The sequence below is a fragment of the Butyrivibrio sp. AE2015 genome (genome assembly GCF_000420825.1).
Classification (GTDB): Bacteria; Bacillota; Clostridia; order Lachnospirales; family Lachnospiraceae; genus Butyrivibrio.
In genome coordinates this window covers 152,581-173,286 of record NZ_ATVR01000002.1, presented here as the reverse complement: position 1 = coordinate 173,286, position 20,706 = coordinate 152,581, and the positions used below count along the sequence as shown (strand labels likewise).

The window sequence follows — 20,706 nt, the reverse complement described above, 5'->3', positions numbered from 1 at the left end:
ATGACAATTGAAGAGATGGTGGGCCAGAAGTTTGTTGTTGGTTTTCCGGGATATGAGTTTAATGAAGAAGTTAAGGAAGTTATAAAAAAATACAAGATTGGCAATATCATTCTTTTTAAGGAGAACCTCAAAGATGAGGAGCAGATAAAAAAACTCTGCGCAGAGATCAAAGAGTATATTACTTCTGTTACGGGTTATCCCCCATTTATCATGATCGATCAGGAAGGCGGAATGGTAGCGCGTCTGTCTGAAAACATGGGAAATATTCCAGGAGCCATGGCAATCTCAGCCACAGGTGACTCGCACAATGCTTACACTGCGGGCTACTATACAGGATTACAGCTAAAAGAGCTTGGAATCAACTTTAATCTGGCACCGGTTATGGATATTAATTCTAATCCTTCTAATCCTATAATTGGGTGTAGAAGCTATGGAGATACCCCGGAGAAAGTAAGTGAGTATGCTCTGCAAATGGCAAAAGGCCTTGATGATGCAGGCGTTCTTTCATGTGCAAAGCACTTTCCCGGACACGGCGATGTGTCAACAGATTCCCATGTGACACTTCCGTGCGTTGATAAGACATTGGACGAACTTAAAGGGATGGAACTAGTTCCATTTAAGGCAGCAGTTGAAAACAAAGTTCCTGCAATAATGTCTGCACATATTCTTTTTCCTAAGGTTGAAAAAGACATGATTCCTGCCACAATGTCCAGGAAAATCCTGACAGACTTATTGAGAAAAGAAATGGGATTCAAGGGACTTATACTCACAGACTGCCTTGAAATGCAGGCTATAAAAAAGTTTTATGGCGTAGAAGAGGGTGCTTTGGCTGCATTTAAAGCAGGTGCAGATATTATAATGATCTCTCACACTCCTTCATATTTCCATAAAGTTATATCCAGGATAGAAGCTGCTATAAATGATGGAAGCATATCGGCTGAGAGCATCAAGGAAAGCGCAGATCGAATACTCTCGTATAAAGAAAAGTATTTAAAATGTATAAAGGAAGATAAAAGTAGCCAAGAATTTAAAGAAAAAATTGAGGACATCAGAGAACAAACTCTTACTCTAGTTTCAAAAGCAGATTATCCTCTTAGGATTGACTCAGACACTCTCTTTATAAGCCCCAGACCATTTAATGTAGGCCTTGTTGGCAATGTCAAAGAAGACGTCGCTTCATCATTTTGTGAAATTCTGGCAGACCGCTTAGGAGGAAAAGCACTGGTAATTAGTGAAAATCCAAGCGAGGAAGAGATAGAAAGAGCAGCAGAACTTGCCAGCAAGAGCTCTTTTGTAATCGTTGGCACCTACAATGCCCATGTATTCGGCGGCCAACTAAAGCTGATAGAAAAGGTATTGGAAAAAAATCCTAAAGCCGCTATATTCGCACTCCGAAACCCATATGATCTAAGGGACATACCTGATACTGTGTGGAAATATGCAGCATTTGAATATACACTGCCAATGATCAACCTTATAGGTAAGTTACTTGATAAGGAAATCAAAGCTTCTGGAAAACTGCCGGTTAAGTTATAATGTCTCTCCGTATTGAATCCTTTCTGGTTCACGGTCTATGGATATGGGCGTAGAACAGCGAAAAGCATTTCCGGTAGGCAAAAGACCTGCGAACGATTTATTTTGAGATGATGATAAACTGATATAAAAAAGCCCCAAAATGACTTGTGTTTTGAATAAGCATGAAACAAGTCATTTTGGGGTGTTTTATATCTAGCTTTATCACATCGAAAAATCCGAGAGAGCAGGCCTTTTGACTACTGAAAATACTTTACGCGTCCTATCCTCATCTCTTGTTCTCGTGCTCAAGGGATGCCTTGATGAATCCGGAGAACAGTGGATGTGGTCTGTTTGGACGGGACTTAAGCTCTGGGTGAGCCTGTGTTGCCATGTGGAAATCGTTGGATGGAAGTTCGATCATCTCAACAATTCTGCCATCTGGTGACATACCGCAAAGCTTTAAGCCGTTCTGTACCAGAACATTTCTGTAGTCATTGTTTACTTCGTATCTGTGACGATGACGCTCTGTTATGTTCTCTGAACCAAAAAGCTCAAATGCCTTAGACTCTTTGTCGAGAACACATGGATATGAGCCAAGACGAAGTGTTCCGCCGATATCCTCAACACCATTCTGATCAGGCAAAAGAGCTATCATAGGATGTGTTGTATTAGGATCAAATTCGATAGAATGAGCATCCTTATATCCGATAACATCACGTGCAAACTCAACAATAGCCAGCTGCATTCCAAGGCAAAGACCTAGGAATGGGATGTTGTTCTCACGAGCATATTTAATAGAAGAAATCATACCTTCTATTCCACGATCACCAAAACCACCAGGAACGATGATTCCGTCTACATCTGAAAGAATCTCAGCTACGTTGTCATCATTAACTGTCTCTGAATCAACCCACTTGATATCTACAGCAGTCTGATTGGAGATTCCGCCGTGCTTAAGAGCTTCTACAACGCTGATGTAAGCATCGTGGAGCTGAGTATATTTACCAACAAGTGCAACCTTAACTTCGTGCTTAAGTGAGTAGAGAGTATCTACCATTGCCTTCCAGTCTGTAAGGTCTGGCTCAGGACAATCAAGCTGCAGGCACTCACAGGCAACCTGCGCTAAATGCTCTTTTTCCATTGCAAGAGGAGCTTCATACAGATATTCAAGGTCAAGGTTGTTGAGAACGTGGCTGCTTGGTACATTACAGAAAAGAGCTATCTTGTCCTTTGTATCCTGATCAAGTTCAACCTCACTTCTACATACGATAACGTCTGGCTGAAGACCCATTCCCTGCATTGTCTTAACAGCTGACTGAGTTGGTTTTGTTTTGATTTCCTGTGAAACGCGAAGATAAGGAATAAGTGATACAAGGATGAGCATTGCATTTTCATGTCCGACTTCGTGCTGGAACTGTCTGATAGCTTCAAGGAAAGGCTGGCTTTCGATGTCGCCGACTGTTCCGCCGACTTCTATGATTGCAATTCTTGTATCATCATCGGTGAAGTTTCTATAGAATTTACTCTTAATCTCATTTGTAATGTGAGGAATAACCTGTACTGTGCGTCCGCCATAGTCACCGCGGCGCTCTTTCTGAAGAACAGACCAGTAAATCTTACCGGTTGTAACGTTAGAATTCTTATCAAGATTCTCATCTATGAATCTTTCATAGTGGCCAAGATCGAGGTCGGTTTCAGTACCATCTTCAGTGACGAATACTTCGCCGTGCTGAACAGGGTTCATTGTTCCGGGGTCAATGTTGATGTAGGGGTCAAACTTCTGCATTGTAACTTTATATCCGCGGGCCTTTAATAGCCTGCCAAGCGAAGCGGCAGTTATCCCCTTTCCCAGACCTGATACAACACCACCAGTCACAAAGATATACTTTACAGCCATTTTTGATTCCTCCTGCGTGAATTAATAAAACTTTCAGAGATTAAGAATTAATTGTAATTGAATTATTGAATTGTACTCTATATAATAGTATGATACGGTGCTATGAAAATATCATTTTAATTATAGCACAAACAGGTTGTAGTATAACATAACACGTTAGAGAATGGAATTAAAAAATGGATAATAATCAAAATCAGAGAAATAATAACCCTCTTGGAGGGGGAAACAATTCTCCAAGACGCCAAAATATAATACTTCTTTTGGTGGCAGCCCTGGTAACAATGGTCTGCATGACATATTTTTTGAGAGCTTTTTCTGAGAATACCAACAGAGAAGTTACCTACACCGAATTTATTAATATGGTAGATAAAGGTGAAGTAGAAAAAATAGTCATCGAAAGTGACAGGATCGATATCTATCCAAAGGAGAATAAATCCGAGGACCAGCTTGGAATCGGATACTACTATTGGACAGGTAATTCCTATGTGACATATTACACAGGTAAGGCTGAAGAGGATAGCGTTCTTACACAGAGAATGCTTGAGGCAGGCGTTGAAGTCAGCAGTGAAGTACCTGACAGCTCAGGACTTATCCTTGCCTTTATTATTCAGTATGTTGCTCCAATCCTTCTTCTTTGGCTCATTCTTTCAGTTATCTTCAGAAGAATGGGTAAAGGCGGCGGACCACTCAGCGTTGGAAAGAGCAATGCTAAGGTTTATGTTCAGAAAGAAACAGGTATTACCTTTAAAGATGTAGCAGGTGAAGATGAGGCAAAAGAGTCTCTTGTAGAAGTGGTAGACTTCCTTCATAACCCTGCAAAATATGCAAAGATCGGTGCTAAACTTCCAAAGGGAGCTCTTCTTGTAGGACCTCCAGGAACAGGTAAGACACTTCTTGCAAAGGCTGTAGCCGGTGAGGCACATGTACCATTTTATTCACTTGCAGGTTCAGACTTCATCGAGTTGTACGTTGGTGTGGGTGCCAGCCGTGTAAGAGATCTTTTCAGTGAAGCAAGTAAGAATGCACCTTGTATCATCTTTATCGATGAGATTGATGCTATCGGTAGAAGCCGTGACAGCAAGTACGGCGGTGGCAATGAGGAAAGAGAGCAGACTCTTAACCAGCTCCTTTCAGAGATGGATGGATTTGATTCATCAAAGGGTGTACTTATCCTTGGTGCAACCAACAGACCTGAAATCCTTGATAAAGCCCTTCTTCGTCCCGGACGTTTTGACAGACGTATCATCGTTGATAAGCCTGACCTTAAGGGAAGAGAAGAGATCCTCAAAGTTCATTCAAAAGACGTTAAGATGGATGAGACAGTTGATCTTAAGGGTATCGCCCTTGCAACAAGCGGAGCTGTTGGTTCAGACCTCGCTAACATGATCAACGAAGCTGCTATCAATGCAGTCAAAGCTCACAGAGAATATGTATGCCAGCAGGATCTTATGGAAGCTGTTGAGCAGGTACTTGTAGGTAAGGAAAAGAAAGACCGCATCCTCAGCAAAGAAGAGCGCAAGATCGTTTCTTACCACGAAGTTGGACATGCCCTTATCAGTGCAGTTCAGAAGAACACAGAGCCAGTGCAGAAGATCACTATCGTTCCCAGAACAATGGGTGCTCTTGGTTATGTAATGCAGGTTCCAGAGGATGAGAAATACCTTCAGACAAAAGATGAGATCATAGATGACATCATTGTTTCACTCGGCGGAAGAGCTGCAGAAGAGGTAATTTTCAATACAGTAACAACAGGTGCTGAGAACGATATTGAGAAGGCTACCAACATGGCCCGCAGCATGATCACTATGTTCGGTATGAGCGACAGATTCGGACTTATGCAGCTTGAATCTGTGCAGAACAGATATCTCGATGGAAACAGAGTTCTAAATTGCAGCGATCAGACAGCAGCACTTGTTGACGAGGAAGTTAAAAAACTCCTTGCTGACTGCTACGAGAAGGCTAAACAGATCATCAGAGAACACCTTGATGCAATGGACAAGATTGCTCAGTTCCTTATTGAGAAAGAGACTATCACAGGTAAAGAGTTCATGAAGATTTACCGTGAGGTTTGCAATATCCCTGAACCTACAGAGGAAGAGGCAGAAGCAGCAAAGCATGGCAGAATCTATGCAACTCGCGCTGAGTCAGCTCTTGTAGGAGAGAATGTTCCTATTAAAAGTAAGGAAGAGAAAAAACAGACTCCTGAAACAGAGGAAACTTCTGAACCAGCTCAGCAGACTGCTTATGAGGCACCACAGAGTATTTTCGAGCCTGAAAGTTCTTTTGACAGTGCAGATGCAGCAAGTGAACCTGCAGAGCAGGAAGCAGAAGCTTCTCATGAAGAACAACCTCAGGAAGAGCAGGCACAGCCTCAGGGCGGCGGATTGTTCTCACATGTACCAAGTGATTTTGACAAGTGATAAAGAATTATTAAACAAAAGGGGAAGCAGAATTTATTCTGTTCCCCTTTATCTATAAGGTCAGGAGAAATTAAGCTGACATGCCACAAGCAGGCTTTGACGTAAAAGAAGAACTAAAAAAACTCCCCAACAAGCCCGGAGTTTATATCATGCGTGATGAAAATGACACCATCATGTATGTAGGAAAAGCGATCAACCTTCACAATCGTGTAAGGTCTTATTTTCGTGCAAACATAGGAAGAGGACCTCAGATCGATCAGATGGTAAAGCAGATAGCCAGATTTGAGTATATAGTTACAGACTCTGAGCTTGAAGCCCTTGTCCTTGAGAACAACCTTATAAAAGAAAATTCTCCCAGATACAACACTCTTTTAAAGGACGATAAGACTTATCCATATATCAAAGTGACTGTATCGGAAGATTACCCGAGAGTTCTTTTTTCCAGACTAATGAAAAAAGATAAGTCCAGATACTTTGGACCATTTACCAGCGCAGCTGCAGTTAAGGACACGATAGACCTTATAAATAAGATCTACGGACTCAGAAACTGCAACCGCACACTACCAAGGGATATAGGACTTGAGAGGCCATGCCTTAACTATCACATGAAGCAGTGCTGTGGCCCTTGTACAGGTGAGGTTTCCAAGGAAGAATACAGACAAAGAATTGATAAGGCTCTGGACTTTTTAAATGGCAATTACGGCGTTATCATGAAAGACCTTCAGGAAAAAATGGAAGCTGCATCCGAGGAATTGGATTTTGAATCTGCGGCAAAATACAGAGATCTTTTGGCAAGTGTAAAGGTAGTTGCTCAAAAGCAGAAGATGACTGATTCCTCCATGGAGGACAAGGACATTGTGGCTATAGCTTCTGACGATAAAGATGCAGTTGTTCAGGTATTCTTTGTAAGAGATGGAAGGCTTATTGGCAGAGAGCATTTCTATATGACGCATGTGTCTGAAAATCCCAAGGAAGAGATACTCCTTAACTTTGTTAAGCAGTTTTATGCAGGGACACCATTTATCCCCAGAGAGCTTGTTTTGCCAGAGCAGATTGAGGATATGGAAGTTATAGAGAAATGGCTGACTCAGAGAAAGGGCAGCAGAGTCTATATCACGGTTCCTGAGCGTGGACAGAAAGAAAAGCTCATGGAACTTGCAACTCAGAATGCAGAACTTGTTCTTTCCAAGGATAAAGAGAGAATCAAAAGAGAAGAAGGAAGAACAATAGGCGCCGTAAAAGAAATCGAGAAGCTCCTTGGTTTAAAGGGGCTTAACAGAATGGAAGCCTATGATATTTCCAATATAAGTGGCTTTGCTAACGTAGGGTCCATGGTTGTTTACGAAAAAGGAAAGCCAAAAAAGAGCGATTATAGAAAGTTCAGGATAAAATCTGTGGCGGGACCTGATGATTATGCCTGCATGCACGAAGTTTTGACCAGAAGACTTCTCCACGGAATCGAGGAGAGACATGATCTGGAAGTAAGAGATATAGATGCGCAGTACGGAAGCTTTACCAAGTTCCCTGATCTTATCCTTATGGATGGAGGACGAGGTCAGGTAAATATATGTCTCCAGGTGCTGGATGAACTTGGCATTACTATTCCTGTGTGTGGAATGGTAAAGGATGACAATCACAGGACAAGAGGTCTTTACTATAACAACGTTGAACTGCCTATAGACACCAGGTCTGAAGGCTTTAAGCTCATAACAAGGATTCAGGATGAGGCCCACAGATTCGCGATAGAGTACCACAGATCACTTAGAAGTAAATCCCAGGTAAAAAGTACTCTTGATGATATTCCGGGAATCGGTCCTGCAAGACGCAAAGCCCTGATGAAACATTTTTCTTCTATAGAAGATATAAGAAATGCCAATGTATCAGAACTTGCAGAGGTTCCTGATATTCCGGAAACAGTTGCGCAGCAGATTTATGACTTTTTCCACAGTGTGAAACAAATTGAAGAAGAGTAATGACTGTGTTATTATTTGACCTGGGAGTTCCATTAATAATATGGAATAAAACTATGTTTTTTTATGGAGGGTGAAATGGCAAGCGTTAGTTTAAAATCAATCATTGAAAAGATGAAGCTTGAGAATCTTACTCCTGAGCTGGATATTAAAAAGATAAAGATAATCCAGCCGGATATCAACAGACCTGCGCTTCAGCTTGCAGGATATTTTGAGCATTTTGAAGCAACAAGACTACAGGTTATCGGATTCGTTGAGTACACATATATGGAGTCTTTTCCTGAAGAGAAAAGGGAAAAGATGTACAGAGAATTCCTTTCATTTGATGTTCCCGGAGTTGTTTTCTGTAGAGAACTGACACCTGATCCATTATTCATAAAGATTGCATTGGAAGAGAAAGTTCCGGTGCTTATGACTAAAAAATCAACATCAGCTTTCACAGCTGAGATCATCAGATGGCTTAATGTTAAGCTGGCTCCATGTATTTCTATCCACGGAGTTTTGGTAGATGTCTTTGGTGTAGGCGTTCTGATCACCGGAGAAAGCGGAATCGGTAAGTCCGAGACAGCTATTGAGCTTATCAAAAGAGGACATCGTCTGGTATCAGACGACGTTGTTGAGCTTCGCAGAGTAAGTGAAGAGACTCTTATCGGCTCAGCACCTGATATTACCAAGCATTTTATCGAGATGAGGGGTGTTGGTATTATTGATGTTAAGACTCTTTACGGTGTTTCAAGCGTAAGAGAGACCCAGAATATTGACCTTGTTATCAAGCTCGAGGACTGGGATAAAGATAAAGAATATGACAGACTTGGTCTTGAAGAGGAGTATACAGAGTACCTTGGCAATAAAGTGGTTTGCCACAGGATTCCTATTAGACCTGGTAGAAACCTTGCGGTTATCTGCGAATCAGCTGCAGTTAACCACAGACAGAAAGCTATGGGCTACAATGCAGCACAGGAGCTTTACAACAGAGTTCAGAATTCTCTTGCAAAGAGAAGAAATGATGATGAGGACGATGACTAAATAATAAAAAATAGAAAGAGGTTTTGGTTATGGCTAGATACGTATTCGGAGCAGATGTAGGGGGCACAACTGCGAAAATAGGACTTCTCACAGAGACAGGTGAGATGCTTGATTTCTGGGAGATTCCTACTAGGACAGAGGACCACGGCAAAATGATCCTCGCTGATGTTTCAGACTCCATCAGAGCAAAAATGAAGGAGAGAAACATAGAAGATACAGAAGTTATCGGAGCAGGAATTGGCGTTCCCGGCGCTGTTAATGCTGATGGCCTTTGCTATCAGGCAGTTAATCTTGGATGGGAGAACTATAATGTAGTTAATGAGTTTCATTCTAAATTAAAACTTCCTGTAAAAGCCGGAAATGACGCTAACGTTGCAGCTCTTGGAGAAGCCTGGAAAGGCGGCGGAAAGGGCTATAAGAATATGCTCCTTGTTACTCTTGGAACAGGAGTTGGCGGCGGAATTATAAATGAAGGCAAGATTCTTACAGGTTCCTTTGGTTCCGGCGGAGAGATAGGTCACATTCATCTTGTAGATGATGAAGAAGATGCCTGCGGATGTGGCAAGCACGGCTGCTTCGAGCAGTATGCAAGCGCAACAGGAGCCATGAGACTTGCAAAGAGAATGCTTGCTTCTTCTAATGAAGACAGTGTTCTCAGAAACGGCGATTTTGAGTGTAAAGACATTTTTGATGCTGCAAAAAAAGGAGATGCCCTTGCAGTTAAGATTGCTGAACAGTACGGATATTATCTTGGAAAAGGTATTGCTATTACAGCAACAGTTGTTAACCCTGAAATTATCGTTCTTGGAGGCGGCGTATCAAAGGCCGGCGAAATGCTCTTTGACCTTCTTATGCCAAGCTTCAAGAAATATGTATTCTCCGGATGCAGCGGTGCTAAGTTTGCTCTTGCTAAACTTGGCAATGACGCAGGAGTATATGGTGCAGCGAAACTTTTGATGCCATAAAGTTACAGGAAGGATTATTTTGAACGAAGCAATAATAAATGCAATAGAGCAGATAGTATCTGCTTCAAATGTATTAGAAAATGAACCAATGAGCAGGCACACCACATTTAGAACTGGTGGGCCTGCAAGCTTGTTTATAAGGCCGGATAATAAGGAACAGCTTGTAGAAGTGATGGCTCTTATCAAAAAGCTCGGCACGGAATTTTTTGTTCTGGGAAATGGAAGTAATCTCCTGGTCTCTGACAAGGGATTTGACGGAGTTGTTATTTCACTTGGTAAAATGAACGATATACACCTTGAAGGTGATAATGATATTTATGCAGAAGCAGGAGCTATGAATTCTCAGATAGCAGCTTTTGCGAGGGATAATGGACTTAAAAATTTTGAGTTTGCAGCTGGGATCCCGGGAACAATTGGCGGAGCCATGATAATGAATGCCGGAGCCTATGGTGGAGAGATGAAGCTGGTTACAAGATCTGTGACAGTTCTTTCGCCTGAAGGAGAGATCATGGTGCTGGACAATGCTTCTATGGAATTTGGATATCGATCCAGTGCAATCAAGGGAAGAGGCTATATTGTCATTTCAGTCCTTCTTTCTCTTGAAAAAGGTGATAAAGAGGCAATAACCAAAAACATGCAGGAGCTTGCGGCAAAAAGAAGGGAAAAACAGCCCCTTGAATTTCCAAGTGCCGGATCAACCTTCAAAAGACCGGAAGGGTATTTTGCTGGAAAACTTATCGAAGATGCGGGACTTAGAGGCTTCTCTGTTGGAAATGCTGCTGTTTCCGAGAAGCACTGCGGTTTTGTTATAAATAAAGGTAATGCTACATCAGCTGAAGTTTACGAACTCATATGTGAAGTGAGAAAAAGAGTTTACGAGAATTCAGGTGTGACCCTTGAACCTGAAGTGATCATGCTTGGAAAGTTCTGATATATTTTCTTTATTTGAAAGGATGGCAAAATGAGATTTGTTATCGTTACAGGAATGAGCGGCGGTGGAAAGTCTACTGCTATTCATATGTTAGAGGATGCCGGATTTTACTGTGTTGATAATCTACCGGTTTCACTTATTGAGAAATTTGCAGAGCTTATAACTATGCCGGAGAATGAGATCAGTAAAGTAGTTCTTGGTATAGATGCAAGAGCCGGTCAGCAGTTTGAGGAAGTTGCAGGAATCATAGATTCCCTAAAAGACCGTGGAATACCTGTTGAAGTTCTTTTTATGGACGCAAGTGATCAGGTCCTTATAAAGAGATACAAGGAAACCAGACGAATCCATCCTATGAATGTCAATTCAGTTGGAGACAGGATCGAGGATGGAATTGCCAAGGAGAGAAAAGTTCTTGCCGAGGTAAAAAAAAGAGCGGATTACATCATGGATTCCTCGCAGCTTTTGACAAGGGAGCTCAAGGAGGAACTTGACAGGATCTTTGTTAAGAATGAAGAGTACAATTCACTGATGGTAACAATCCTGTCCTTTGGTTTCAAATATGGAATACCATATGATGCAGACCTGGTTTTTGACGTAAGATTTTTACCTAATCCATTCTATATTGATGAACTTAAGCATCAGACCGGAAATGATAAGGGCGTTCAGGATTATGTAAAGAGCTTTCCAGCTTGCGGAGAGTTTGTAGACAAGCTTGAGGATATGCTGAATTTCCTTATTCCAGGATATGTAAAAGAGGGCAAGTATCAGCTGGTAGTGGCAATAGGATGTACCGGCGGACAGCACAGAAGCGTCACTATTGCTAATGAATTATATGAAAGATTAAAAGCATCGGGCGGCAACTACGGTTTAAAACTATTTCACAGAGATGTTAAGCAGGCAAAGTAAAAATGTCATTTTCATCTGAAGTAAAAGAAGAACTTGATAAGCACATAGGGAGCTCAAGGCACTGCCAATTGGCGGAACTGGCAGCAATAATATTTATGGATGGCAGTATTGAGATTAAAGACGGCAGAGCATGCAGACTATCGTTACAAACCGATAATCCCATGGTGTCTAGAAAGTTCTTTACAATAATTAGGAAAGCATTTAATATAAGAAATAGTATTCCTCAAAATGGGCATGAATTAAAGCCTGTGCTAGAGGATACGGCGCTTATAGAAGATATTTTGAAGGCAATCAAGTTAATGGACTCTGATGGAAACATCAAGGACCTGACAGAAGGCATCAATCCAATGGTTACGAAGAATTCCTGCTGTAAGAGAGCTTTTCTGCGTGACTCATTTTTGTGCGTCGGTTCTATAAGTGATCCAAACAAGGGATATCATCTTGAATTTGATTGTTCATTAGAGGCTCAGGCATTGTTTTTACAGAGTCTGATAGAGAGCTTTGATATAGAGGCCAGGATTGTCAGACGTAAAAAGTACTATGTACTTTATGTAAAAGAAGGAGCAGGGATTGTCGATCTGCTCAATATTATGGAAGCTCCTGTAAGTCTCATGAATCTTGAGAATCTCAGAATCGTTAAAGAAATGAGGAATTCTATTAATAGAAGAGTTAACTGTGAGGTAGCCAACATTACCAAGACAGTTAATGCGGCTACAAAACAGATAGAAGATATCACCTTTATAAAAGACCATTATGGTTTTAACAAGCTACAGGAAAGCCTTCGACAAATGGCTGAGGTAAGACTAGAACATCCGGATGCAACACTATTGGAGCTTGGAACATATCTTGATCCACCGGTTGGTAAATCAGGAGTTAATCACAGGCTTAGGAAACTAAGCGAACTTGCGGATAAGATCAGATCCTAAAGGAGGGGAATTATGTTAACAAAATCTATCGAAATCAAATTGCCTAGAGGACTTGAGGCAAGACCTGTTGCAGAGCTTGTTCAGCTTGCTAGTAAGTATGATAGCACAGTACATATCGAGGCTCAGTCTAAAAAGGTAAACGCAAAGAGCATCATGGGAATGATGACACTTAATCTCACATCTGGTGAGCAGGTTACTGTTATTGCTGATGGAAGCGATGAAGAATTAGCAGTAGCTGATATGGAAAAGTTCCTTCATGGGAATAAATAAGAGATAATTAGATTAAAAAAACCCTATAAAAGGGAGGATGCCAGGTAAGCTTCCTTACCTGGCATATTATGAAAAAGTTTTTATTTGGTATTGTCTTAACTCATCTGACAATATTATATTAACAAGTCTATATGTCTAAAAGATGATTTGAAGTAACCATTCTTTTAATTAATTGTAAACAAATTGTTAACGCCTATGGCTTCAGTGTTTGTGAAGCATATAGGCGTATTATATTGTATAATAATTGATAGAGGTGGCTACTGTGCTGAAAAAAGTCTATTTTATTATTTCCAAAAACAACTTAAAAATACCTGCAGTCCTAAAGTCTACGGAAGAAGCATGTACTTATATCAAAGAATGTGGATATGAGTCAACATATGAATCCATAGAGGCTGTAACAGTGAGCGAATTTATCCCGTCAAAAGAGAGCATCCTTATTGTTACAGACAAAGGAGACTTTGCGCATGAGCTACGGGAAGCGGATATACCTGTGGTCGGGGTCTTGGGGGACTTTAATAAAGGCCAGGATTTTGAAGGACTTAAATATGTTTTTTCCGACATAGACGAGGTGGAGGTTGATTCCTATGTAAAGGCATATCAGCGGTATGTTGGTGAGCCCTGGGAAGTGCTTCAGACAGAGAGACTTCTTATCAGAGAGACCACTTTGAACGATGTTGACGAGTTTTATGAACTTTATAAAGATCCTGAAATGACCAGGTATATGGAAGGCCTTTTTGAGAATCCTGAGGATGAAAAGAGATACCAAAAAGACTATATAGAGAAAGTCTATGGTCTTATGGGCTTTGGAATATGGACAGTTGTCAGGAAGGAAGATGGAAAAGTAATAGGAAGAGCAGGCTTCTCCATCAGAAATGGTTTTGACGAGATAGAATTGGGATTTCTGATAGGTAAAAAGTATCAGAGGCAGGGATATGCCTTTGAAGCATGTTCGGCCATACTTGAATATGGAAAAAATATGCTTTTCTTCGATAAGGTTCAGACTCTTGTAAAAGCAGAGAATGCAGTATCCATCCATATTTGTGAAAAACTTGGATTTAAGACAACAGATACAGTGGACGTTGAAGAGAATATATACGGCAAAGAGTATAGAACTGACAAAAATGTGCCGCTTAGCGAGGCACATTTTGGGAAATATGTAAGAATGGTTAAGTTTTTATGGTAATTTTTAAGTTCTTCCTATAAGATATACTTGTAACAAAAGGAAAACTTAGAGAAATAGATGCAAAGAGTTAGAGGACTCTTAAGGGAGGGCATCTATCGGAGGTAAAATGGACTCACTAGAATTATTTACACTTGTGGCAGGACTCGTAGGTGGTCTTGCAATGTTCCTTTATGGAATGAATGTAATGAGCGGCGGACTTACAAAGGCTGCCGGAGGAAAGCTTGAGAGTGTCCTTGCAAAGGTCACCAAGCATCCTGTAATTGCTTATATTTTCGGTGTAGGAGTAACTGCACTGGTACAATCGTCATCTGCTTCAACAGTAATGGTTGTAGGTCTTGTTAATTCAGGAATTATGACTCTTAAGCAGGCCGTTAACGTAATCCTTGGTGCCAATCTTGGTACTACTTTTACAGCCTGGCTTCTTTCATTGAACGCGATCAGCAGTGATAACTTCTTTATAAATCTTTTGAAACCCAAGTCATTTACGCCATTTTTGGCCATAATTGGAATTGGGCTCTACATGTTTTCCAAAAATGAGAAAAAGAGAAATATCGGAACGATCCTTCTTGGATTTGCGGTGCTTATGTTTGGAATGAGCTCAATGTCAGATGCTGTATCTCCATTAAAGGACGTAGATGAATTCAAAGCTCTTTTGACAACATTCTCAAATCCTATACTTGGATTTTTGGTGGGTATTCTTTTCACAATGCTCATTCAGAGTTCTGCAGGTACTATCGGTGTGCTTCAGGCTTTGTCTTTATCTGTTAAGGTTAAGCATTCTGTTGCTATACCTGTTGTTGTGGGCGCTGAAGTTGGTACATGTATCACAGCCATCCTTTCATCATTTGGTGCCAATAAAAACGGTAAAAGAACTGCTCTTATGCACCTTTATTTCAACATAATCAAGGCAGTTCTGTTCATGATCATTTTCTACAGCTTAAATGCAGTTATCCACTTTGAGTTTATGGATGAAAAGATAGGAATGGCAGGAATCGCCGGAATTCATACCCTTATCAACCTTGTTGCAACACCACTTATGCTGCCGTTTTCCGGTTTGCTTGTTAACCTTGCTCTTAAGACAATTCCTATTGACGATAAGGAAAAGAAAGAGCAGGAGGAGATGCAGGGAATTCGCACACTGGATCCACTGTTTTTGTCAAACCCTCCATTTGCTCTTGAACAGGCAAGGCAGGCAGCAGTTACTATGGCTGTAATGACAAAAGAGTCATTGGAGAAGGCCATTGGACTTATCACAGATTATAGCGCTGAGATTGCAGGCGAAGTTGAGTACCTTGAGCGTCAGGTCGACAAGTACGAGGATGAGCTTGGAACATATCTTATGAAGATAAACTCTCATCACCTTGGACAGGAAGACAGCCATACTTTGTCACTTCTTTTGCACTGTATTACAGACTATGAGCGTATCAGCGACCATGCTCTTAATATTGCCCAGAAAGCCGGAAATATGGAGGAAAATGGCAGAAAGTTTACTCCAAAGGCCCAGGCTGAGATGGATATATATTCATCTGCTGTAATCGATATCGTAGATACTTCAGTTACTGCTTTTGACAATCAGGATGCTAAGCTTGCCAAGACTATAGAGCCACTTGAGGAGACAATTGACGAGATCCAGAAAGAGGTTAAGCGTCGTCATATCAGAAGACTCCGCAAAGGAAAATGTACAATTGAGCAGGGTTTTGACCTCAGTGATATCGGTACAGATTTCGAGAGAATTGCAGATCACTGCAGCAACATTGCTGTTGGCATAATTGAATCCCATGAGGATAACTACTTTGCTCATGGCTACCTTGAGACACTTAAGGCAGAGAAGAATGACGGATTTGAGCAGGCTGTTGATTTCTATGAGAGAAAGTACAGACTGCCGGCTGTTAAATACTAATCTTTTATCAGGGAAAAGAATCAACTATGGAATTTGAGTTTTTAGAGAAAAAAGAGCAGGGCAAGTTTATCACAAGGTACGATATTCACTATAGAACGGTGGATGATCAGGAAAAAGTATATGAGATGATCAGCAGAAACCCTGAGCTTAAAAGCAGGAAAGATTTAAGTAATCCGAAAGAAGATGCGGTTGCCATAATCATGCACGATGTGACCGGAGAAAAGATTCTTATCAACAAGGAATTCAGAATGGCTCCCGGCGAGTGGGTTTACAATTTCCCGGCTGGGCTCATTGATGAAGGCGAGACCAGGGAACAGGCTGCAAGAAGAGAACTTAAAGAGGAAACCGGCCTCGATATCGTGCGCATAGATGAGTGGTGGGGAAAGTGCTACAGTGCAATAGGCTTTTCCAATGAAAGAAATGCATGCTGCGTAGGAGTGGCTGATGGAACTTTTTCAAAGAGTACATCTACCCAAGAAGAGATAGTTCCAGGATGGTATACCAAAGAGGAAGTGAAAAAACTTCTTGAAACAGAGGCTTTTGCGGTCAGAACACAGGCATATTGCTATATGTGGATAAAAAAGTAATGGCTGCGTATAGTCAGGTTATAGAATATGAAAAGTAATATAGATAACAAAGACAATAAACAAAGAGGCATATATCAGAAAGAAGACCATGGTGAAGAGCTAAAGCGAGGCATCATTGGTCTAAATATCTGCGAAGAGTGCGGTGGATTCTGCACTGAGAGCGTTCCTCTTATTGAGGGACTTCCTGTGAATGCTCAGGTAAGCCTTATGGAGCACTCAATTCATGAGACTCTTAAAAAGAACAGTTATCTTTTTAGAGAAGGTGAAGCAGTTGACTCTATTTGCATAATACGAAAAGGAAGAGTTAAACTTTGCAGATATGATTCCCTTGGAAGGGAACAGATCATAACAATTCTGGCAGACCACGATATCATTTGGGAAGGCATGTTTCTGGATGGAAGTATTTATCCCTACTCTGCCGTGTGTCTTACAAATGCTTCTATCTGTCTTATTCACAGAGACGATTTCATAAAAGTTGTAGACAATCCGACAGCAGCCATGAATATCATCATTCTTCTCAGTAAGAAGCTGCATGATGCCAATGAACGAAATATGCTTTTGTCCACAAAAGACCCAATGGCAAGGCTTGCAGGATTTTTGATGTACAGAGTAGACAGAAGCCCATCAGATGATATAGTATTAAAGCTCGACGATATTGCTGCAAGTGTTAACCTTAGAACAGAAACGGTCAGCAGGAAACTCAGGGAAATGGAAAAAATGAGACTGATCGAAAGGCTGGGACACGCAAGGATCAAGGTGCTTGACAGAGATACGTTGAGAGAAATATATATTTCGCAGTAATTATTGTTGCAGATAAATCTATATTTGTCTGCAACATTGTGTTATTTAGTAAGGAGTATTATGGTAAAGGGAAGAATTCATTCAATAGAAACTTTTGGTTCAGTAGACGGACCTGGAATAAGATTTATAGTATTTTTAAAAGGGTGCAATCTCAGATGTAAATACTGTCACAACGTAGATACCTGGAATCCTGAATCAGACGATCTCAGGACTGCAGATGAAGTTCTTGATTTTGCAGAAAGATATAGAAGCTATTGGGGCGAAGACGGCGGAATAACAGTCAGTGGAGGAGAGCCACTTCTTCAGATAGACTTTCTTTTGGAACTGTTCAAAAAGGCGAAAGAGCGCGGAATCAATACCTGTATCGACACAGCTGTACAGCCATTTACAAAAGAGGAGCCTTTCTTTTCAAAGTTTAAAGAACTTATGGAGTATACAGACCTGCTCCTTGTAGATATCAAGCATATTGACAGGGAAGAGCACATCAAACTCACAGGTCTACCTAATGACAATATCAAAGAGTGCTTTGAATATCTTGATGAGATCAAAAAGCCAATCTGGATCCGCCACGTACTTGTACCTGGAATTACAGATGACGACAACTACTTAAGAGAAACAAGAAAGTTTATTGAGAGATTTTCTAATATACAGAGAGTAGAAGTTCTCCCATATCATTCCATGGGACAGATGAAATTTAAAGAGCTAGGTATTCCATACCAGCTTGAGGGAGTTGAATCTCCTTCACAGGAAAGAGTAGATAACGCAAGAGCAATACTTAACGGAAAGCTGTGATTTTTCACAGCTTTTTTCGCTAGCTGTTGAATATGTTGGCTTTGAATAATTGTGAACGAAATGTGAAAAATAAAAAATAAATTAAAACTTGATTGTAATCAATGTTCGCTCTGTGACTAGGTGTTAATATATGCTTCGGAAATGACTAGATAAATAATTAACAAACAATGTTATTGCTTTTTGAGAGGAGTACATTATGAACGAAGCATGGAGAGGTTTTAAAGGAACCCACTGGCTGGATGATGTAAATGTTAGAGACTTCATCCAGAACAACTACACACCATATGATGGAGATGAAAGCTTCCTTGCAGGCCCAACAGAAGCTACAGATAAGCTCTGGGGCAAGCTTCAGGAGCTTCAGAAACAGGAGCGTGAAAAGGGCGGCGTTCTCGAGTGCGAGACAGAAGTTGTATCAAGCCTTACAGCTTATGGCCCTGGATACATCGATGAGTCTATGAAGGACCTTGAGCAGATCGTTGGTCTTCAGACAGACAAGCCACTTAAGAGAGCATTCATGCCTTACGGTGGAATCAAGATGGCAGAAGAAGCTGCTGAGACATATGGTTACAAGGTAAATGAGAAGTTCCACAAGATCTTCACAGAGTACCATAAGACACACAACCAGGCAGTATTTGATGCTTACACACCTGAGATGAGAGCAGCTAGACACAGCCACATCGTAACTGGTCTTCCAGATACATACGGCCGTGGACGTATCGTAGGCGACTACAGAAGAGTAGCTCTTTACGGTATTGATTACCTCATCAAGAAAAAGCAGGAAGATTACAACAACTGCGGTGACGGCACAATGCTTGATCACATCATTCGTCAGAGAGAAGAGATCTCAGAGCAGATCAGAGCTCTTAAGGGAATGAAAGAAATGGCTGCTGTATACGGATTCGATATTTCACAGCCAGCTAAGAATGCAAAAGAAGCTGTTCAGTGGCTTTACTTTGGATATCTTGCAGCTATCAAGACTCAGAACGGTGCTGCTATGTCTGTTGGACGTGTTTCAACATTCCTTGATATCTATATTGAGAGAGATATTAAAGAGGGAACTCTTACAGAGTCACAGGCTCAGGAGCTTATCGACCACATGACAATGAAGTTCAGAATGGTTAAGTTTGCTCGTATCCCTTCATACAACAACCTCTTCTCAGGAGACCCAGTTTGGGCAACACTTGAGGTTGGTGGACTTGGTATGGATGGTCGTCATATGGTTACAAAGAACGACTTCAGATTCCTCCACACACTTGAGAACATGGGACCTTCACCAGAGCCTAACCTTACTGTTCTTTACACATCAAAGCTTCCAGCTACTTTCAAGAAGTATGCTGCTAAGATCTCAGTTACAACATCTTCAATCCAGTACGAGAACGATGATGTTATGAGACCTATCTGGGGCGATGACTACAGCATCTGCTGCTGCGTATCTGCTACACAGACTGGTAAAGAGATGCAGTTCTTCGGAGCTAGAGCAAACCTTGCTAAGTGTCTTCTTTACGCTATCAACGGTGGTAAGGATGAGAAGTTCCTTACAAAAGATGGTCAGCACATGCAGGTAGGACCTGAGATGGCTCCTATTACTTCAGAAGTACTTGATTACAACGAAGTAATGCACAAATATGACATTATGATGGATTGGCTTGCAGGACTCTATGTAAACATCCTCAACCTCATCCAGTACATGCATGATAAATACTACTACGAAGCAGCTGAGATGGCTCTTATCGATACAAACGTAAGACGTACATTCGCTACAGGTATCGCTGGTTTCTCACACGTTGTAGATTCACTTTCAGCTATTAAGTACGCTAAGGTTACAACTGTTCGTGATGAGTCAGGTCTTGTAATTGATTACAAGGTAGAGGGAGACTTCCCAAGATACGGTAACGATGATGAGAGAGCTGATGAGATCGCTGTATGGCTTCTTAAGACATTCATGAAGAAGATCGAGAAGCATCACACATACCGTGATTCAGAGCCTACAACATCTATCCTTACAATCACATCAAACGTTGTTTATGGTAAGGCTACAGGTGCTACACCTGATGGAAGACCAGCATTCGCTTCATTTGCTCCTGGTGCTTCACCATCATACGGTGCAGAGAAGAACGGTCTTCTTTCATCACTTAACTCTGTTGCTAAGATTCCTTATGAGTACGCTCTTGATGGAATTTCAAACACACAGACAATGAACCCTAACGCTCTTGGTCATGATGACGAAGAGAGATCAAATAAGCTTGTTAACGTACTTGATGGTTACTTCAACCAGGGTGCACACCACCTCAACGTTAACGTATTTGGTAAGGAGAAGCTCATTGATGCTATGGAGCATCCTGAGAAGCCTGAGTATGCTAACTTCACTATCCGTGTATCAGGATATGCTGTTAAGTTCATCAACCTTACTAAGGAGCAGCAGCTCGACGTTATCGCACGTACATGCCACACAGCTCTTTAATTTAAACCAAAACAAAAAGCATCACAGATTTTTCTGTGATGCTTTTTTGTTGCACAAGACCGGCAAGCGAATGGATGCTTGCATACAAATTCATTTGCCGGTCGTAAGAACATGGAGCACTAAGTGCGGAATGTTCGTGTGCGAAATCGAGTAGGA

General features: G+C 41.2%; 16 protein-coding genes. 15 read left to right on the top strand and 1 reads right to left on the bottom strand.

What is annotated here, in order from left to right:
• Window positions 1-1,536 carry a beta-N-acetylhexosaminidase gene (gene nagZ, locus G585_RS0101810; RefSeq protein WP_022772561.1) on the top strand — a complete coding sequence of 512 codons (1,536 nt, stop codon included), beginning with the start codon at window positions 1-3 and terminating at the stop codon, window positions 1,534-1,536.
• A 265-nt stretch (window positions 1,537-1,801) separates the two neighbouring features.
• Here nagZ and G585_RS0101805 read toward each other — a convergent pair whose 3' ends face one another.
• Complete coding sequence (locus G585_RS0101805; protein WP_022772560.1) at window positions 1,802-3,412, bottom strand: CTP synthase; 1,611 nt, start codon at window positions 3,410-3,412, stop codon at window positions 1,802-1,804.
• A 176-nt stretch (window positions 3,413-3,588) separates the two neighbouring features.
• On the opposite strand from G585_RS0101805, the gene ftsH reads away from it, so the two are divergent.
• From ftsH to pflB, 14 genes are all read left to right on the top strand, one after another.
• A complete protein-coding gene (gene ftsH, locus G585_RS0101800) occupies window positions 3,589-5,832 on the top strand; it encodes an ATP-dependent zinc metalloprotease FtsH (RefSeq protein ID WP_022772559.1) in 2,244 nt (747 codons plus the stop codon).
• Between the two features lie 80 nt (window positions 5,833-5,912).
• A complete protein-coding gene (uvrC, locus tag G585_RS0101795; RefSeq protein WP_022772557.1) occupies window positions 5,913-7,805 on the top strand; it encodes an excinuclease ABC subunit UvrC in 1,893 nt (630 codons plus the stop codon).
• A gap of 75 nt (window positions 7,806-7,880) precedes the next feature.
• Entirely contained in the window at window positions 7,881-8,828 is a 948-nt protein-coding gene (hprK, locus tag G585_RS0101790) for an HPr(Ser) kinase/phosphatase (protein WP_022772556.1), read from the top strand.
• Window positions 8,829-8,857: 29 nt separating this feature from the next.
• The gene (locus tag G585_RS0101785; protein ID WP_022772555.1) at window positions 8,858-9,793 is read left to right on the top strand and encodes an ROK family glucokinase; all 936 of its coding nucleotides are present in this window, start codon (window positions 8,858-8,860) and stop codon (window positions 9,791-9,793) included.
• Window positions 9,794-9,812: 19 nt separating this feature from the next.
• Window positions 9,813-10,724 carry a UDP-N-acetylmuramate dehydrogenase gene (murB, locus tag G585_RS0101780; protein WP_022772554.1) on the top strand — a complete coding sequence of 304 codons (912 nt, stop codon included), beginning with the start codon at window positions 9,813-9,815 and terminating at the stop codon, window positions 10,722-10,724.
• Window positions 10,725-10,754: 30 nt separating this feature from the next.
• The gene (rapZ, locus tag G585_RS0101775; protein ID WP_022772553.1) at window positions 10,755-11,630 is read left to right on the top strand and encodes an RNase adapter RapZ; all 876 of its coding nucleotides are present in this window, start codon (window positions 10,755-10,757) and stop codon (window positions 11,628-11,630) included.
• Between the two features lie 2 nt (window positions 11,631-11,632).
• On the top strand, window positions 11,633-12,556 hold the full coding sequence (gene whiA / locus G585_RS0101770) for a DNA-binding protein WhiA (protein ID WP_022772552.1): 924 nt from the start codon (window positions 11,633-11,635) through the stop codon (window positions 12,554-12,556).
• A gap of 12 nt (window positions 12,557-12,568) precedes the next feature.
• Complete coding sequence (locus G585_RS0101765; RefSeq protein ID WP_022772551.1) at window positions 12,569-12,826, top strand: HPr family phosphocarrier protein; 258 nt, start codon at window positions 12,569-12,571, stop codon at window positions 12,824-12,826.
• 262 nt (window positions 12,827-13,088) lie between these two features.
• Window positions 13,089-14,009 (top strand): GNAT family N-acetyltransferase, encoded by a 921-nt coding sequence (locus G585_RS0101760; RefSeq protein ID WP_022772550.1) that lies wholly within the window; start codon window positions 13,089-13,091, stop codon window positions 14,007-14,009.
• Between the two features lie 106 nt (window positions 14,010-14,115).
• On the top strand, window positions 14,116-15,909 hold the full coding sequence (locus G585_RS0101755) for a Na/Pi cotransporter family protein (RefSeq protein ID WP_022772549.1): 1,794 nt from the start codon (window positions 14,116-14,118) through the stop codon (window positions 15,907-15,909).
• A gap of 26 nt (window positions 15,910-15,935) precedes the next feature.
• Window positions 15,936-16,496, top strand: a complete 561-nt coding sequence (locus tag G585_RS0101750) for an NUDIX hydrolase (RefSeq protein ID WP_022772548.1) — start codon at window positions 15,936-15,938, stop codon at window positions 16,494-16,496.
• A gap of 27 nt (window positions 16,497-16,523) precedes the next feature.
• The gene (locus G585_RS0101745; RefSeq protein ID WP_022772547.1) at window positions 16,524-17,297 is read left to right on the top strand and encodes a Crp/Fnr family transcriptional regulator; all 774 of its coding nucleotides are present in this window, start codon (window positions 16,524-16,526) and stop codon (window positions 17,295-17,297) included.
• Window positions 17,298-17,357: 60 nt separating this feature from the next.
• A complete protein-coding gene (gene pflA, locus G585_RS0101740) occupies window positions 17,358-18,089 on the top strand; it encodes a pyruvate formate-lyase-activating protein (RefSeq protein ID WP_022772546.1) in 732 nt (243 codons plus the stop codon).
• A 196-nt stretch (window positions 18,090-18,285) separates the two neighbouring features.
• The gene (gene pflB, locus G585_RS0101735; protein WP_022772545.1) at window positions 18,286-20,550 is read left to right on the top strand and encodes a formate C-acetyltransferase; all 2,265 of its coding nucleotides are present in this window, start codon (window positions 18,286-18,288) and stop codon (window positions 20,548-20,550) included.
• Window positions 20,551-20,706: the final 156 nt, after the last annotated feature.

Coding starts and splice junctions, on each gene's coding strand:
- G585_RS0101785 (WP_022772555.1), top strand. CDS start 8,858: ATGGCTAGATACGTATTCGGAGCAGATGTAGGGGGCACAACTGCGAAA.
- hprK (WP_022772556.1), top strand. CDS start 7,881: ATGGCAAGCGTTAGTTTAAAATCAATCATTGAAAAGATGAAGCTTGAG.
- nagZ (WP_022772561.1), top strand. CDS start 1: ATGACAATTGAAGAGATGGTGGGCCAGAAGTTTGTTGTTGGTTTTCCG.
- G585_RS0101805 (WP_022772560.1), bottom strand. CDS start 3,412: ATGGCTGTAAAGTATATCTTTGTGACTGGTGGTGTTGTATCAGGTCTG.
- pflA (WP_022772546.1), top strand. CDS start 17,358: ATGGTAAAGGGAAGAATTCATTCAATAGAAACTTTTGGTTCAGTAGAC.
- G585_RS0101765 (WP_022772551.1), top strand. CDS start 12,569: ATGTTAACAAAATCTATCGAAATCAAATTGCCTAGAGGACTTGAGGCA.
- whiA (WP_022772552.1), top strand. CDS start 11,633: ATGTCATTTTCATCTGAAGTAAAAGAAGAACTTGATAAGCACATAGGG.
- G585_RS0101750 (WP_022772548.1), top strand. CDS start 15,936: ATGGAATTTGAGTTTTTAGAGAAAAAAGAGCAGGGCAAGTTTATCACA.
- G585_RS0101755 (WP_022772549.1), top strand. CDS start 14,116: ATGGACTCACTAGAATTATTTACACTTGTGGCAGGACTCGTAGGTGGT.
- G585_RS0101745 (WP_022772547.1), top strand. CDS start 16,524: ATGAAAAGTAATATAGATAACAAAGACAATAAACAAAGAGGCATATAT.
- ftsH (WP_022772559.1), top strand. CDS start 3,589: ATGGATAATAATCAAAATCAGAGAAATAATAACCCTCTTGGAGGGGGA.
- rapZ (WP_022772553.1), top strand. CDS start 10,755: ATGAGATTTGTTATCGTTACAGGAATGAGCGGCGGTGGAAAGTCTACT.
- uvrC (WP_022772557.1), top strand. CDS start 5,913: ATGCCACAAGCAGGCTTTGACGTAAAAGAAGAACTAAAAAAACTCCCC.
- pflB (WP_022772545.1), top strand. CDS start 18,286: ATGAACGAAGCATGGAGAGGTTTTAAAGGAACCCACTGGCTGGATGAT.